This window comes from Microbispora sp. CL1-1 (assembly GCF_012034195.1).
In the GTDB taxonomy this organism is placed as follows: domain Bacteria; phylum Actinomycetota; class Actinomycetes; order Streptosporangiales; family Streptosporangiaceae; genus Microbispora.
On the sequence record NZ_JAATEK010000007.1, the window covers coordinates 44090 to 59935 of the forward strand.

The window sequence follows — 15846 nt, forward strand, 5'->3', positions numbered from 1 at the left end:
GTCCGCCGTGGGCCGGCGGCCCAGCGGCGTTTCAGCGAGATCGGCGGCGGCGCAGCAGCACGATGGCCGCGCCCACGACGACGACCACGCCGATCCCGATCAGCACCGGAGCGATGTCGGGCGCCTCGTACTCCGCGGGCTCCTCGCCCTCGCCGTCGGCCGGGGCGTACGTGCGCGGCCCCAGGACCATGTCCCCCATCGACGTGACGAAGTCGCGCGCGTTGGCCTTCGCCTTCGCGACGCCGCGCCCCGCGACCCGCTTCGGGCTCACCCGGTCCGCGATGGCGTCGACCGTGCGAGCGAGTTCCGCCCGCGTGCGCTCGATCTTCCGTTCCAGCGCATCGGGATCGGTGTCCGCCATGCGATCCCCCTCCTGTGGTATTCGTGTGTGATCAGTCTGCCAGGTCCGGCGGTCGCCCCGCACAGCGGCTGAGCCGGTAGTTTGGTTGACGCTTGCCCGCCGATCGCCGCGGGTCACCTTTTTCCGGAGGACGTGATGAGCAAGCTCCAGCCCGGCGACCCCGCGCCGGACTTCACCCTGACCGACGCCGACGAAAACGAGGTCTCGCTGGAGTCGTTCCGCGGCAAGCGGGTCATCCTCTACTTCTTCCCGGCGGCGATGACCCCCGGATGCACCAAGCAGGCCTGCGACTTCCGCGACAACCTCGGCGCGCTGACCGAGCAGGGCTACGTGGTGCTGGGCGTCTCCAAGGACAAGCCCGCCAAGCTGCGGCAGTTCCGTGAGCGTGACGCGCTCACCTTCCCGCTGCTGTCCGACACCGGCCTCGACGTGCACAAGGCGTACGGCGCGTACGGCGAGAAGACGAACTACGGCAAGACGGTGATGGGCGTCATCCGCTCCACTTTCATCATCGACCCGGACGGAAAGGTCGAGAAGGCCCTCTACAACGTGAAGGCCACCGGCCATGTCGCCCGACTCACCAAAGAGCTGGGAATTTCCTGAGATATCCCTTTCGCCACACTCCCGGAATTGTCGGTCGCGGCCGATAAATTCCGGGGCATGGCGAAGTACAAATACACCCCCGAGCTGCTCGCCGACGCGGCGGCCGGCGCGACCAGCATCGCCGACGTGCTGCGCTATCTCGGCATCCCCTGGTCGGGCGGCGCCCACGCCCACATCAGCCGCCGCCTCAAGCACTTCGGCATCGACACATCCCACTTCCTCGGCCAGGCCCACAGGCGGGGGCAGGCGTCACCACGGCGGAGCCTTCCGGCGCAGGTGCTGGCCCTGAACCACCCGGGTGCCACCCGCGAGAAGCCGACGAAGCTTCGCCGGGCGCTTCGCGAAGTGGGAGTTCCCTACCGCTGCGCAGACTGTAAGATAGGCGGCACTTGGCAAGGCCGGCCGTTGACATTGCACATCGACCACATCAACGGAAACTGGCTGGACAACAGAAAAGACAATCTGAGATTTCTCTGCCCGAACTGCCATTCTCAGACGGAGAACTTCGCAGGAAAGGGAAGAGGAAAAGGGGCCGTAGTCCAACGGCAGGAGACCGCGGCTTTAGGTGCCGTACAGTGCGGGTTCGAATCCCGCCGGCCCCACAACAAATCAAATGAAAACAGCGGCACGCCGAATACCGTCGAAGGCGGCGATTATTTCGACCGGCGGAGAGCGCCCGCGAGAATGGCCGTGATGGTCACGGCGGACGACCTCGACTTCCTCGATCGGTTCGCGGCGGCACACGGCGATCGCGCTGCTCCGCGCTCAGAGTGAGCGGGAGTGGCCGTGATGGGGATGCGCGCAGGCGCGGCAAGAGGTTACGGCGCCGACCACGGGCTCTCCGGCAACCGCCATGGAAGTTCGATACCGACGGCGCCGATGCGGGGAAGACCCGTAGGCGCGCGCCGGCCCCTCCGCCGGCACGCGCCTATCGGGAAGACGAAACGCGAGCTCTCAGCCGGGCGCCTGGCAGCGCACTCCGGCGTCGGTCTGCCTGCACCAGGGAGGCAGGCCGTTCTGGCCCTGCGGCACGTCCTGGCCGAAGCCGCGGGGGAAGAACCGCTGCCGGTCGTCTCCGCCGATCCAGGTCGTCCCCGCGTGCGACCGGTCCCAGATCATGCCGGTGATGGCGACGACGCCACCGCCGAGGAGCGCTCCGACGATCGCCGACGCGACGCCGACGGCGACGAGTTGCCCCACGTGTCCGCGGGGCAGCCGGGCCGCCAGGCGCGTGCCGATGCCGGGCCGCGGGGCCGAGGCGACCCGCGGCCGCGGGTCGTGCCAGCCCGGGGCGTTCCATCCCGCGCCGCCGGGGCCGAAGGCATACCCGCTGCCGGTCGGGGGCGCGCCGACGCCTCCCTGCCCGGGGCCACCAGGGGCTGCGGAGCCTGCCCAGGTCGCGTACGGTCCCGTCGCGCCGGGCCTGCCCCCAGGCCCGGTCCAAGGCGATCCCGGCCCCACGTTCCCCGGGCCGGTCCACGCCGGTCCCGGCCCGACGTTTCCCGGACTGGTGCCGGACGCGCCTGCCCCGCCTCCGGGCGTGTTTCCCAGGCCGATCCCAGGTGAGCCTGGCCCCGCACCTCCGGGCGTGTTCCCGGTCCGTGGCGATCCCGGCCCCGCGCCTCCGGGCGAGCCGGCCGGGCTGGTCCAGGGCGTCGTGGGAGTGTTCCCAGGTGGCAGAGGCGCGGTCGGCCCGGCGGGTCCGGCCGGTCCGCTGGTCGTGGTCGGCTCACTCGGCCGGGCCGGCCCCGTCTCCGGCTCCGGGCGCGGGCCGCGCGGCTCGTCCCCTGCGCCGCGCGACCCCGCGTCCTGATCCGCCATCCAAATCTCCCTTGACCCGCTTCACAGAAGCGCTCCCGAGGACAAGAATGCGCCGAGATCCGTAAGAACGGCGTAAACGCGGCAGGCGGCTGCGACCTGAGTCGTACCACCGGATCCGCCGCAAGGGTGAGACCCTCCTGAGCAGCCGATACATATGGTTGGGTACGTGTTCGGCAGACTGCGCGCCTGGACCCGGCGCCACAGCAAGCTCGTGGACTCGCTCACGGTCTCCCCGCTGGCGCTGTTGAGCCTGATCACCGTCGAAGTGTTCAGCCGGGCCAGCGCTATGGGGGCACGTGAGGTCGGCGTGCCCTGGCTGCTGCTGTTGTCGGCCGCGCTCATCGTTCCGCTGACGTGGCGCCGCGACCATCCCCGTGAGGTCTTCGCGGTGGTCTCCGCCGTCAGCTTCGTCCAGTGGCTGCTCGGCGTCATCGTCCTGCCCGCCAACATCGCGGTGCTCGTCGCGCTGTACAACGTCGTCGCGCGCTCCACACTCCTGTGGGCGCTGGCCGCCGGTGCGGTCGCCGAGTTCGGGCTGCTGCTGGCGATGCTGCGCTGGTCTCTCGAGGCCGGGCGGGCATGGGTCTCGTCTTCGGCGTTCATCGTCGCCGTCTGGCTCGCCGGGATCTACACCAACACGCGCCGCCGCTATGTGGAGAGCCTGGTCGAACGTGCCGAGCGGGCCGAGCGGGAGCGCGACCAGCAGGCGCGCATCGCCGCCGCGGCCGAGCGCGCCCGCATCGCCCGCGAACTGCACGACGTGGTCGCCCACAACGTCAGCGTGATGGTCGTCCAGGCCGACGGCGCGGGATACGCCATCGACAGCGACCCCGAGCAGGCCCGGCGCGCGATGCAGGCGATCTCGGCGACCGGGCGGCAGGCGCTCGCCGAGATGCGCAGGCTGGTGGGCGTGCTGCGGCACGACGCCGGCAGCCCGGCGGAGGAGTACGCTCCGCAGCCCGGCGTCGCCCAGCTCGGCGACCTGATCGAGCAGGTCAGGGCCTCGGGGTTGCCGACCGAGTTCACCGTGTCCGGCACCGCGCGGAGCCTGCCGGAGGGCGAGCAGCTCGCCGTCTACCGGATCGTGCAGGAGGCGCTGACGAACGCGCTCAAGCACGGCGGCCCGGGCACTCGGGCCTGGGTCGAGGTGACGTACGGCAGGCGTGAGATCGAGCTGAGGATCAGCGACGACGGCAGGGGCGCGGCCGCACCGCGCATGGTCGGCGGGCACGGGCTGATCGGCATGCGGGAGAGGGCGGCGATGTACGGCGGCAGCGTCGAGGCCGCCCCGCGCATGGGCGGCGGGTTCCGGGTGGTCGCCCGCATTCCCGTCGGGGTGGCCGCGTGACCCGGCCGGCTCCCGGCCCAACGCCCAGCCGGCCCCCGGCCGGGACGCCCGGCGGTCCCCCGGCCGAAGCGGCCGGCCGGCCCCAACCCGTGATGAACGGCAGGTCCCGGACCGTGGTGACCCGGCCGTCTCCCGGCCGCGTACGGTTGCGGGGATCGCGGCGATGACGAGCGGAACGGAGCGGCAGTGATACGCGTCATGCTGGTGGACGACCAGGAGCTGGTGCGGACCGGGTTCCGGATGGTCCTCGGGGCGCAGCCGGACATCGAGGTCGTGGGCGAGGCGGCGGACGGCTTGGCGGCCGTCGAGGCGCTGCGCGCCGTCGAGGCCGACGTGGTCCTCATGGACGTCCGCATGCCGCGGATGGACGGCGTGGAGGCGGCCCGCGTGATCTGCGCGGCGCCCGACGGCCCCAAGGTGCTGATCCTCACGACGTTCGACCTCGACGAGTACGCGTTCGCCGCGATCAAGGCGGGTGCGGCGGGGTTCCTGCTGAAGGACGTGCCGCCGGCCGAGCTGATCAGCGCGATCCGGTCGGTCCACTCCGGCGACGCGGTGGTCGCGCCGAGCACGACCCGCCGTCTGCTCGACCGCTTCGCCGTGCTCCTGCCGGAGGGGGACGCGCGGCGGGAGGACTCGGGCGTGCTGACGGCGCGGGAGCGTGAGGTGATGGTCCACGTGGCCCGCGGCCTGTCGAACTCCGAGATCGCGGCGCGGCTGCATCTCGCGGAGGCGACGGTGAAGACCCATCTCGGCCGCATCCTCGCCAAGCTGGGGTTGCGCGACCGGGCCCAGGTGGTCGTCTACGCGTACGAGACGGGCGTAGTGTCCCCCGATCATCCGCGGGGCTGAGGCCGGACTACCTCACCAGTCGCACACGTCCCAGCGGGCCCGTACCGGGGCCGCACGCCGAGAACGTCCGCGAGGCCGAGGAAACGCCCTGATCACGGCCATAGCGTGGCGGCATGACTACGACAACCCAGGTCCGCACCGCGGTCGTCGCGCGTGGACTGACAAAGGTGTACGGCGAGGGCGACGCGGCGGTGCACGCGCTGCGCGGCATCGACGTCGCCTTCGCCGCGGAGGCGTTCACCGCGATCATGGGGCCGTCCGGCTCCGGCAAATCCACCCTGATGCACTGCCTGGCCGGATTGGACACCGTGACGGACGGGCGGGTGAGCATCGGCGACGTCGAGATCACCGGTCTGAACGACAAGCAGCTCACGCTCCTGCGGCGCGAGCGTGTGGGGTTCATCTTCCAGGCGTTCAACCTGCTGCCGACGCTGACGGCCGAGCAGAACATCCGGCTGCCCCTGGAGATCGCGGGCCGTCAGGCCGACCAGGCGTTGTTCGACCGCGTGATCGAGACGGTCGGCCTGCGTGACCGGCTCAGGCACAAGCCGAACGAGCTGTCGGGCGGCCAGCAGCAGCGCGTCGCCGTGGCGCGGGCGCTCATCAGCAAGCCTCAGGTGATCTTCGCCGACGAGCCGACCGGCAATCTCGACTCACGCAGCGGCGCCGAGGTGCTGGCGTTCCTGCGCAGGTCCGTACGCGAACTCGGGCAGACGATCGTGATGGTGACCCATGACCCGGTGGCGGCGTCGTACGCCGACCGGGTGGTCTTCCTGCGTGACGGGTTGCTGGTGAGCGAGGTCGATCGGCCGACGCCGCAGGCCGTGCTCGACACGCTGATGGCGCTGGAGGCCTGAGCCGTGTTCCGGACCACCCTCGCCGGGCTCCTGGCGCACCGCCTGCGCCTGGTGCTCACCTCTCTGGCGATCGTGCTCGGGGTCGGCTTCATCGCGGGCACGTTCGTGCTCACCGACACCATCGACGCCGGGTTCGCCCAGTCGTTCGCCGCGGACGCCGACAAGGTGGACGTGGTGGTGACGCCCAAGGACGGCGCCGGGCCAGACGAGAACCTGCCGGAGAGCGCGCTCGCGGCGATCAAGGCGGTGCCGGGCGTCAAGGACGCGCAGCCCATGGTGTCCGGGGACGTGCCGCTCATCGGCAAGGACGGCAAGGTCGTGGGGGACTACCCCACGGCCGGGGTGTCGATCCCGGCGAGCCGCATCAAGATCACCTCCGGCAGGGCCCCCTCTGCCGCCGACGAGGCGGTGCTCGACGAGAACACCGCCAAGACGCAGGGGTTCACGCCCGGGGCCACCATCGCGGTGCTCGACCATGCCGGCAAGCGGCAGGAGTTCCGCCTCGTCGGCGTCTTCGACGTGGGCCTCGACCAGGAGCTCGCCTACCGGGGCGCGGTCGCGTTCACCCCCGGCACGGCTCGGCGCGTCACCGGCGCCAAGGGCTTCACCGAGATCGACGTCCTCTCCTCGGGCCCCTCGCAGGAGAGCCTGCGTACGGCCGTCGCGGCGGCGACGGGCGAGGCGAAGGTCGTCACCGGGCGGGAACGCGCCGACGAGGTGGCCCAGCGCAACCATGTGGACACGTCCTCCTTCCGGCTGGGCCTGTTGCTGTTCGGCGCGGTCGCGCTGCTCGTCGCCGCGCTCGTCATCTACAACACCTTCAGCATCCTGGTCGCGCAGCGGATGCGCGAGATGGCGCTGCTGCGCTGCATCGGCGCGACCAAGCGGCAGGTCTTCGGCTCGATCGTGCTGGAGTCGGCCGTGGTCGGCCTGGTGTCGTCGGTGCTCGGCCTGCTGACGGGCCTCGGCCTCGGGGCCGCCGCGGTCGCCGTGCTGCGGGCCGTCGGGACGGACATCCCCACGGGCACCGTGAGCCTGTCCCCGCAGACGATCGTCGTCGGCATGTGCACCGGCACCGTCATGACGATGGCCGCCGCCCTGCTCCCGGCGCGCCAGGCCACCCGCGTGCCGCCCGTCGCGGCGCTGCGCACGCAGGTCGAGGAGCACACCTTCCGCACCGGGGTCGTCCGGATGGTCGCCTCCGCCCTGTTCGTGCTGGCCGGGGTCGGCCTCACCGTGGCGGGCGTGCTGCAGGAGCCGAGCCAGGCGGCACTGCTGACGGTCATGGCGGGCGGCGTGCTCGTGTTCTTCGCGGTGCTCATCCTCGGCCCGGTGATCGTACGGCCGCTGAGCGGGCTGGCCGGCTGGGTGCCGGCGCGGCTGTTCGGCGTGCCGGGACGGCTCGCCGTGGACAACGCGCGGCGCAACCCCAAGCGGGCGGCGACCACGACGGTGGCCCTGACGGTCGGCGTGACGCTGATGACGTTCATGGCGGTCCTGACCTCCACGATGCGGACCACCGTGAGCGGCCGGCTCGACCAGCAGTTCCCCGCCGACTACATCCTGTCCTCGCAGACGGGCACGATCCCCCGCTCGATCGCCGACACGCTGCGCGCGAACCGCGACCTGGCCACGGTGACCGAGTTCCGCGGGGAGAAGGCCAAGGTGAACGGCCACGACTACAAGGTGGGCACGGTCACCCAGTCGTCCATCGGCACCGCCATCAAGCCGGAGGCGTCGTCCGGCACCATGGACGGCTTCGGCGTGGGCGACGTCGCGGTGGCCGACGACGTGGCCCGGGATCTCGGCGCAAAGGTCGGTGACACCGTGACGGTCACGTCGAAGGGAAAGAGCACCCCGCTCAAGATCGTGGCGGTGCTGAAGTCCGACGTGTCGATGCTGCCGTCGATCACCATGGCCGAGCAGAGTTTCGAGCGGCACTTCGGCAGGGTGGACGACGCGCAGGTCCTGGTGAACACCGCGGACGGGGTGGACCCCCAACGGGCGCGCACGATCGTGGACGCCGCGACGGCGGCCTACCCGGCGGTCAAGGTCGGCAGCACCACCGAGATCCGCGGCCAGTTCGACGAGGCGCTCGACTCGATCCTCATGGTCGTCACCGGGCTGCTCGCCCTGGCGATCGTGATCTCCCTGCTCGGCATCGCGAACACGCTGTCGCTCTCGGTCCACGAACGCACCCGCGAGTCCGCACTGCTGCGCGCCCTCGGCCTGACCCGGCCGCAGCTACGGGGCATGCTCTCGGTCGAGGCGCTGGTCCTCGGCCTGGTCGGTGCGATCGTCGGCGTCGTGCTCGGCACCGCGTACGGCTGGGCGGCGACGACGGCGTTCACGACGGACGTCTCCTTCGAGCTGCCGATCGGGCAGATCCTGCTCTTCATCGCCGCCTCCGGCCTGGCCGGAGTGCTCGCCGCGCTGCTGCCCGCCCGCCGTGCCGCCCGGGCCTCGGTCGTCGGAGCGCTGGCCGCCTCCTGACCACCGCTCCCCCGCCGCTCACCAGTGCCGTCCGGACCGGAACAGCGGTCGCCCGGGCCGGTACGGCGGTGACCCGGGCCGCCCGCGCGAGCGGGTGACCCGGGCGAGCGGGTGACCCGGGCGAGCGGGTGACCCGGGCGGCGGGGCCGGGCACGCACGCCGTCTCCGGCCACACGATGCCCGACGACCGACGACCGACACCCGACGCTGGTCGTCACCCGGAGACCCGCGACGGGGAAGGATCGTCGGAGCGGGCCCGGGCCCCGGGCAGGATCCGGCCGAGGTGATGGTCGACGATCGCGGCCGCGGCGTCGACGCCGAGTTCCCCGAGCAGCACGCCGTCGGCGAGGCCACGCGCGAGACCGAGCAGTGCGTGGGCCTCCGCGCCGGGATCGACGTCCGGGGCCGGGCCGGCGGCCGCCAGCAGCGCGGCGATCTCGCGATGGACGCCGTCACCGCCGGCACGATAGAGGGCGCGGATCTCCGGGTCGGCGACGGCCATGCTCAGGAACGCGTGCCCGGCGAGCAGCGGGACCACGGCTGTCACGCCCAGCTCGACGATCGCGAGCAGCACGCACCGCAGCGTTTCCGCAGGGCCGTGAGCGTCCCGTACGGCATCGCGAACCTGGCGCTCGATCTCTCCCCTCAGGACCTGGGCGCTGGCGCGCAGCAGATCGGCCTTCCCGGCGAAGTAGTGCTGCACAAGCCCTTTGGAGACGCCGGCCTCCTGTGCCACCTGCCCTATGGTCACTCCGGCCAGGCCGTCTCGCGCGCACAGCCGCAGCGCGGCCTGGGCGATCTCCTCCCGCCGGGCCGCGTGGTCGACCTGCTTCGGCACGGCCCGCTCCCTCTTTCGCGATACGAACGTATTGTGATAGTGATGCAATACGATCGTACTGCCAAGGTGAGCGGAGGATCCGTACGTGAACGAGGTGCGGCCCAACATCGGAGCGCAGTTCCGCCGGCGCCGCCTCGGGCACTTCCGGGACGCGCCGGCCTACGCGCGCTACCGGCGGGCGTATGACCGGGCCATGGCCGGCCTCCCGCCGTGTGACGAGGTCCGGGATGTGCCGACCGGCTTCGGCACGGTCCGCGCCTACCGCTTCGGCGCGGACGGCGCCGATGCCGGAACGCCGCTCCTCCTGCTGCCGGGACGCACCGCGTCCACCCCGATGTGGGCGCCGAACCTCGCCGGCCTCCGCGCCTCCGGCCGCGTCGTCTACGCGATCGACCTGCTCGGCGAGCCCGGCCTCTCGGTGCAGAGCAGGCCGTTCGCGAGCGCGGCCGACCACGGCGTGTGGCTCGCGGAACTCCTGGCCGGGCTCGGCCTCGACCGTACGCACCTCCTGGGAGTGTCGATCGGCGGGTGGACCGCCTTCCGGCTCGCCATGCACGCCCCGGAGAAGGTCGCCTCCCTGAGCCTGCTCGATCCCGCCTGCCTGTTCGGCCGGATCACCTGGAAGGCGGTCGCCGTCTCGCTGGGAGCGGTGGGGCCGCTCCCCGAGCCGTGGCGCAGGCGGCTGCTGGGCTGGATCTCCGGCGGAGCCGACATATCCGGCGACGAGCCGGTCGCCGCCCTGATCTCCGCCGGGATGCGGGAGTTCGCCGCATTCCTCCCCCCGCCGACGTACCCCTCGGACGAGGAGGTCGCCGCGGTCGGCGTGCCGGCCCTCGCCGTGATCGCCGGGCGCAGCATCATCCACAATCCGGGCAGGGCCGCGGAACGCGCCCGCCGGCTGCTCGCCCACGGCACGGTCGAGCTGTGGCCGGACGCCTCCCACGCCCTCAACGGCGAGTTCCCCGAGCGGGTCGCCGCCCGGGTCCTCGGCTTCATCGAACGGCTCGACGCGGACGACGCGCTCCACGGCCGTCCCTGACCGCCGTCGCCGCCGCAGGGCCCGTGCTCGCCGCACGGGCCGCAGGCGTCGGCAGGGTGGTCACAGGCGGCGGCCCTGGCGGTCGATCACCACCGCGAAGACCCCCGTCACATCCTCGTACGGCGGCTCCACGGCCATGTGACCCCGCTGGGCGTCGATCCACAGGACCTCGCCCCGGCAGTTGACGGCGTTCCACGCGTGGCTGCCTCCCCCGGCCCACCGGGTGATGAGGACGGCGGCGGCACCGTGACCACCGAAGATCAGCCGCTGCGCGATCGCCACGTACGCCCGGCGGCCGTGGCCCACGTATTCGAAGCGATGCCCGAGCCACTCCTCGGCGCGGGCGACGCCCCCGGTCTCCCCGGTCAGCAGCGGGCGCCCCGACCCGTCGTACTCCGGCTGCCTGCGCGCCGCCACGACAGGCTCACCGTGCCAGGTGGACATGACCGACAGCGCGCAGTCGACGGCGTTGTTGGACCTGAACGCGTCCTCCGTCGGGCCTTCGGCGTTGATCAGGCGGATCCACGTGCCTCGCGGGTCCGGGAAGCGCCCGCTCACCGCCTGCATGAGGCTCACCTGGCCGCCTGGATCCGCCTCGGCCAGGCCGCCGGGCCTGCCGTACGGACGGGTCTCCTCCAGCCGACGCGGGCGGTCCGGGCTGTCGAGCCAGTCACGCTCGGTCTCGTCGCGCAGCACGGCCGACCAGAAGTCGTCGGCATCATCGAGTTCGCCCGTCTCCGGGCCGTCGTCGGCGGCCATGCCCGGCTGCATGGGAAGCGTCGGCGCAGGCGAGGTCTCGACGAGCCACTCGTCCTGCCCGGCCAGGGCGGCGACGTCGTGTCCCGTCTCGGGCATCGGGTCCTGCGGCCGATCGCTCTCGACGGTCGGCATGGCCGTCACAGTCGTCAGGGACGTCACGGTCGGCACGGCCGTCCGGGTCGCCTCGGCCGTCGTGACCTCGTCTACCGGCGCACCCTCCTGTTCCGCCGCGCAGTCCTGTTCCACTGCGCCAACCTGTGTGCCTGCGGCCGCCGTCCCAAGGTGGTTCTCGCTTGCCAGGGGATCCGGGAGCTTGGCCGGGTCCTCGACGTCGTCGTCCTCGTACTCGCACGCGGAGTCGATGTCGGCGTCGGTGCCGGTGCCGGTGCCGGTGCCGGTGCCTGTGCCGTCCGTCTCGGTCGCGGGGGTCACGCGCTCCACCACGTGCGTCAGGTCGCCGGAGTCGTGAGGGCCAGGCTCCCCCACGCCGGGCTCCTCCGCTCCGGGCATCCCGATGCCAGACGTACCGATGCCAGGCAATCCTGCGCTCAGCTCCCCCGTACCGGACGCGCCCACATTCGGCTCCCCCGCAGCGGACTCCTCCGCTCCGGGCATCCCGATGCCGGGCATCCCGACGCCAGGCAATCCTGCGCTCGGCTCCCCGAAGCCGGAACGTTCCCCGCCGGGCTCCGCACCGGATCCTGCCGCCCACGACCCTGTTGCCCCAGCCCCTGCCATCTCGGGCCCTGCCGCTCCTTTCTCGGGCTGCGGCGTGCCGTCGGGTGCCGTGGCGATCAGCTGGGCGGTCTTCTCATCGGTCTCCTCGGCGCTGTTCTCAGGCACCGTCTCGTCCGCCGCTTCCCGAGCAGCCTCCCCGTCGGCCGCCCCCTCGGCGTCCTCGAAGCCCTCGGCGTCCTGGAAGCCCTCGGCGTCCTCGAAGCCCTCGACGTCCCCGGCGTCTGGTGCGTCTTCGGAGTCCTGTGCGTCCTCGAAGTCCTCGAAGTCCCCGAGCTCCTCGGGATCCCCGGCGTCTTCCCGGTCCCCAGCGCTCCGGGTGGCCCCGGCGTCGGCGGGCGTCGCGGCGGTCACGGCGTCCCGAGGATCTAACGGCCCCGCGCGCCGCCCGGTCAGCGCTCCCAGCCCGTGGCCCCCGCGGTGCCCGTTCTCGCCGTTCCTCGCTGCCGGCACCACCGGCAAGGTCACGGTGTCCACACCCAGCGGCAACGCCGCCAGCCGTACCTCCAGACGCCGGTCCTCCAGCGAGGGAGCGGGCGCTTCCGCGGCCTGCTCGTAGTCCCGCCATCTCCGGCCGTCGGCCGACACGACCGGGTTGTACACACCGGACGGCAACCGCCACCTCGCGTGGCGGCGCGCCCTCTCCTGGTTCACGCGCTTGGCCCCCCTCCTCGCGCCCATCAGGGTGCCGATGGTAGAGGCGGGCCGTCCGGGGCACGGCGGGTTTTCCCAACTCCAGACCCGACTTCAGGCCCGGCCGCCGATCCCGGCCCGGCGACCCGTACCCGGCTCTCGCCGGAGATCGCGCGGGACGGTCAGCGGGCCGTGACGGCGATCGTGTGCAAGCCGGTGGCGCCGTCGGGGGCGGGCGGGGCCTCCTCCGAGGTCTGGGTGTAGCCGGTCGCGTCGGTGGCCCGCACGGAGATCGTGTGCCGGCCCCGCGTCAGGTCGAGGTCGAGCGACCACTGCCGCCAGGTGTCGGGCCCGGGGACCTGCGCGAGTTTCGCCTGCTGCCACGCGCCGCCGTCCACCCGGACCTCCACCGCGTCGATGCCGCGGTGCTGGGCCCAGGCGACGCCCGCCACGGTCGTACGGCCCGCCGTGACGTCGTCCCCGTCACGGGGCAGGTCGATCCTCGACTGGGTCTTGATCGGGCCCTTGGGAGCCCAGCCGCGCGGCGTCCAGTAGGCCTCCTCCTGGTCGAACCGGGTGACCCTGATCTCGGTGACCCACTTCGTCGCCGACACATATCCGTACAGTCCGGGCACGACCTGGCGGACCGGGAAGCCGTGGGCCTCCGGGAGCACCTCGCCGTTCATGGCGACGGCGAGCAGCGCGTCGCGGCCGTCCATGACCACGTCGACCGGCGTGCCGCAGGTCCAGCCGTCCTGGGAGACGCTGAGCAGCATGTCGGCATCGCGCCTGATCCCGGCCTCGCGCAGCACGTCGGCGAGCCGGGTGCCGAGCCAGCGGGCGTTGCCGATGTACGGCCCGCCGACGTCGTTGGACACGCAGGTCAAGGTGACGTCCGCTTCCATGAAAGGGCGTTTGAGCAGGTCGGCGAAGGTCAGCTCGACCGGCCTGTCCACCAGCCCGTGGATTTTCAACGTCCATCGGGCCGGGTCCACCGACGGCACGACGAGTGCGGTGTCCACACGGTAGAAATCCGCGTTGGGGGTGACGAACGGCGAGAGGCCGGGAATGCGCAGGTCCGCCCCCGCGGGGATCGGCGCGGCCGGGCGGGCCGCGCGCGGCAGCATCCTGGACACGCCGCGGCGGGCCAGTTCGGCGTCCTTGGAGCCCTTCAGCAGCCATCCGCCGAACCCGGCGACGCCCGCCACCGCGACCCCCGCGGCCGCCCCGGTCAGCAGCCTGCGCCGGTCGAAGACGTACGGCACGGCGTCCGATTCCGCACCGGATCCCGTGCCCGAGCCCGCACCGGATCCCGTGCCCGGCCGCATGACGGCCGGCATGGCGGGCGCCGGGCCGGCCGACCGACCCTGCGACGGTGCCGTCGACCGGCCGGGCGACGGCGCGAGACCGGTCTCCGCCGCGTGGCTCTCCTCGCCCACGCTCGCGACCCACGCGCCCTCTACCGCCGTGCCCGCTGCCGCCGCGCCCTCTACCGCCGTGCCCGCTGCCTCCGTGCCCGCTGCCTCCGTGCCCGATGCCGCCGTGCCCGATGCCGCCGTGCCCGATGCCTCCGTGCGCTCTGCCGGTGCGGGCGCCGTCAGGACCCTGGCGGGCGCGGCGCGGTCGGCGGCCCGGCTTGCGGCGACATAGTCCTCCTCGCCGCTGCTCAGGGCGCGGCGCTTCAGGCGCGGCAGTGTCCACGCGCCGGCCGCGGCGCCGATGAGCGAGGGCAGGACGTGCGCCACCCCGGCGTCCGGCCGGGACAGCGCCGCGGCGGCGCCGACGAGGCCGAACACGGCCAGGCCCAGCGTGCCGTACGCCGTCCTGCGGCGGGCGAGCAGGCCGAGACCCGCGGCGACGAGGGCGAGCACGACGACGATGCCGCCGAGCAGGACCGGCTTGTCGTTGGAGCCGAAGGTGCTGATCGCCCATTCCTTGAGACCGGCGGGCGTGGAGTCGATCATCGCGCCGCCCACGGCGACGACCGGCGCGGCGCCGGGATCGATCAGACCGGCGACGATCTGGGCCACCCCGAGCGCCACCGCGCCGGCGACGAGGCCGGTCAGCGCGGCCGCCCAGGCGGGCATGCGGGTGCCTGCTGCGTTCACATCCTGAACGCTACGCCCGTCCGCCCGCCCGGGTCTTACGACGTGATTACGAGAGGTGTTACGAGACCACCTGGGCGATCACCGGGGCGATGGCCCGGAACGCCTTGCCGCGGTGGCTGATCGCGTCCTTCTCCTCGGCCGTCATCTCGGCGGTCGTACGGGTGTCGCCGTCCGGCACGAAGATCGGGTCGTAGCCGAAGCCGCCGGTGCCGCGCCGCTCGCGGATGAGATGGCCGTGCACGGCCCCCTCCACCACGTGCTCCTCCCCCGTCGGCAGCGCGAGCGCGGCCGAGCACGCGAAGTGGGCCTGGCGGCGGCCGTCCGGCACGTCGGCGATCTGCGCGAGCAGCAGGTCGAGGTTGGCGTCGTCGTCGCCGTGACGCCCCGACCAGCGGGCGGAGAAGATGCCCGGCATGCCGTTCAGCGCGTCGACGCACAGGCCGGAGTCGTCCGCGATGGCGGGCAGGCCGCTGGCGGAGGCGATCGCGTGGGCCTTGAGCAGCGCGTTCTCCGCGAACGTGAGCCCGGTCTCGGCCACGTCGCCGATGTGCGGGAACCCCTCGAGGCCGACGAGCTCGACCGGCACACCGGCGTCGGCGAGGATCCGGCGCAGCTCCACGATCTTCCCGGTGTTCCGGGTGGCGAGGATCACCTTGTTCATGCTGTCGATCTCCCGTGGATCAGGCGAGGGCCTCGGCCTGCAGGCGGGTGAGCTCCGCGCAGCCGGCCGCGGCGAGGTCGAGCAGGCCGTTGAGCGCCGTCCGGTCGAACGGCGTGCCCTCGGCGGTTCCCTGCACCTCGACGAAGTCGCCCCTGCCGGTCATCACCACGTTCATGTCGGTCTCGGCCTTGACGTCCTCGCTGTAGTCGAGGTCGAGCATCGGCTCGGTGCCGACGACGCCGACGGAGACCGCGGCGACCGAGTTGACCAGGGGGTCGCCGGGGCACATCCGGCGCTGCCGCATCCAGGCGATCGCGTCGGCGAGGGCGACGTACGCTCCGGTGATGGCGGCGGTGCGGGTGCCGCCGTCGGCCTGCAGCACGTCGCAGTCGAGCACGACGGAGTTCTCCCCCAGGGCCTTGTAGTCGACGCAGGCCCGCAGGGACCTGCCGATCAGGCGGGAGATCTCGTGGGTGCGCCCGCCGATCTTGCCGCGGACCGACTCGCGGTCGTTGCGGGTGTTCGTCGACCGGGGCAGCATGGCGTATTCGGCCGTCACCCAGCCGAGACCGCTGCCCTTGCGCCAGCGGGGCACGCCGCTTTCCACCGTCGCGGCGCACAACACCTTGGTGCCGCCGAACTCCACCAGTACGGAACCCTCCGCGTGGGCGAGCCAGTTCCGGGTGATGGTCACGGGGCGAAGCTGGTCGGAACGACGACCGTATGAACGAGCCATAC

13 protein-coding genes and 1 tRNA gene are annotated in these 15846 nt (G+C 72.6%); 7 read left to right on the plus strand and 7 right to left on the minus strand.

From position 1 onward, the window contains the following. Positions 1-31 precede the first annotated feature (31 nt). Complete coding sequence (locus HCK04_RS11075) at positions 32-361, minus strand: DUF3618 domain-containing protein (protein ID WP_142647093.1); 330 nt, start codon at positions 359-361, stop codon at positions 32-34. Between the two features lie 135 nt (positions 362-496). Between HCK04_RS11075 and bcp the strand changes: the two genes are divergently transcribed. Next, positions 497-964, plus strand: coding sequence for a thioredoxin-dependent thiol peroxidase (gene bcp / locus HCK04_RS11080; protein ID WP_142647094.1), 468 nt, complete (start codon positions 497-499; stop codon positions 962-964). A gap of 528 nt (positions 965-1492) precedes the next feature. Further along, a tRNA-Leu gene (locus tag HCK04_RS11090) sits at positions 1493-1566 on the plus strand. Positions 1567-1918: 352 nt separating this feature from the next. On the opposite strand, the gene HCK04_RS11095 is transcribed toward HCK04_RS11090, so the two are convergent. Further along, positions 1919-2164, minus strand: coding sequence for a hypothetical protein (locus HCK04_RS11095; RefSeq protein WP_142647095.1), 246 nt, complete (start codon positions 2162-2164; stop codon positions 1919-1921). Between the two features lie 787 nt (positions 2165-2951). Here HCK04_RS11095 and HCK04_RS11100 point away from each other — a divergent pair. The 4 genes from HCK04_RS11100 (at position 2952) to HCK04_RS11115 (ending at position 8335) form a co-directional block, all read left to right on the plus strand. Then, positions 2952-4133 carry a histidine kinase gene (locus HCK04_RS11100; RefSeq protein ID WP_260617200.1) on the plus strand — a complete coding sequence of 394 codons (1182 nt, stop codon included), beginning with the start codon at positions 2952-2954 and terminating at the stop codon, positions 4131-4133. A gap of 186 nt (positions 4134-4319) precedes the next feature. Further along, a complete protein-coding gene (locus HCK04_RS11105) occupies positions 4320-4985 on the plus strand; it encodes a response regulator transcription factor (protein ID WP_221889898.1) in 666 nt (221 codons plus the stop codon). Positions 4986-5098: 113 nt separating this feature from the next. Beyond that, positions 5099-5842 carry an ABC transporter ATP-binding protein gene (locus HCK04_RS11110; protein ID WP_142647097.1) on the plus strand — a complete coding sequence of 248 codons (744 nt, stop codon included), beginning with the start codon at positions 5099-5101 and terminating at the stop codon, positions 5840-5842. A 3-nt stretch (positions 5843-5845) separates the two neighbouring features. Beyond that, positions 5846-8335 carry an FtsX-like permease family protein gene (locus tag HCK04_RS11115; protein WP_142647098.1) on the plus strand — a complete coding sequence of 830 codons (2490 nt, stop codon included), beginning with the start codon at positions 5846-5848 and terminating at the stop codon, positions 8333-8335. A gap of 214 nt (positions 8336-8549) precedes the next feature. Here HCK04_RS11115 and HCK04_RS11120 read toward each other — a convergent pair whose 3' ends face one another. Further along, entirely contained in the window at positions 8550-9173 is a 624-nt protein-coding gene (locus HCK04_RS11120) for a TetR/AcrR family transcriptional regulator (RefSeq protein WP_168065836.1), read from the minus strand. A gap of 85 nt (positions 9174-9258) precedes the next feature. Between HCK04_RS11120 and HCK04_RS11125 the strand changes: the two genes are divergently transcribed. Next, complete coding sequence (locus tag HCK04_RS11125; protein ID WP_205830102.1) at positions 9259-10212, plus strand: alpha/beta hydrolase; 954 nt, start codon at positions 9259-9261, stop codon at positions 10210-10212. 60 nt (positions 10213-10272) lie between these two features. Here the strand turns inward: HCK04_RS11125 and HCK04_RS42165 are convergent, their stop codons facing one another. The 4 genes from HCK04_RS42165 to rph all read right to left on the minus strand — a co-directional run bounded on the left by HCK04_RS42165 (position 10273) and on the right by rph (position 15844). Next, entirely contained in the window at positions 10273-12387 is a 2115-nt protein-coding gene (locus HCK04_RS42165; protein ID WP_240971309.1) for a toxin glutamine deamidase domain-containing protein, read from the minus strand. Between the two features lie 134 nt (positions 12388-12521). Beyond that, complete coding sequence (locus tag HCK04_RS11135; protein WP_260617201.1) at positions 12522-14447, minus strand: molybdopterin-dependent oxidoreductase; 1926 nt, start codon at positions 14445-14447, stop codon at positions 12522-12524. 58 nt (positions 14448-14505) lie between these two features. Next, positions 14506-15108, minus strand: a complete 603-nt coding sequence (gene rdgB, locus HCK04_RS11140; protein WP_142647100.1) for an RdgB/HAM1 family non-canonical purine NTP pyrophosphatase — start codon at positions 15106-15108, stop codon at positions 14506-14508. Between the two features lie 19 nt (positions 15109-15127). Further along, complete coding sequence (gene rph, locus HCK04_RS11145) at positions 15128-15844, minus strand: ribonuclease PH (RefSeq protein ID WP_142647101.1); 717 nt, start codon at positions 15842-15844, stop codon at positions 15128-15130. Positions 15845-15846: the final 2 nt, after the last annotated feature.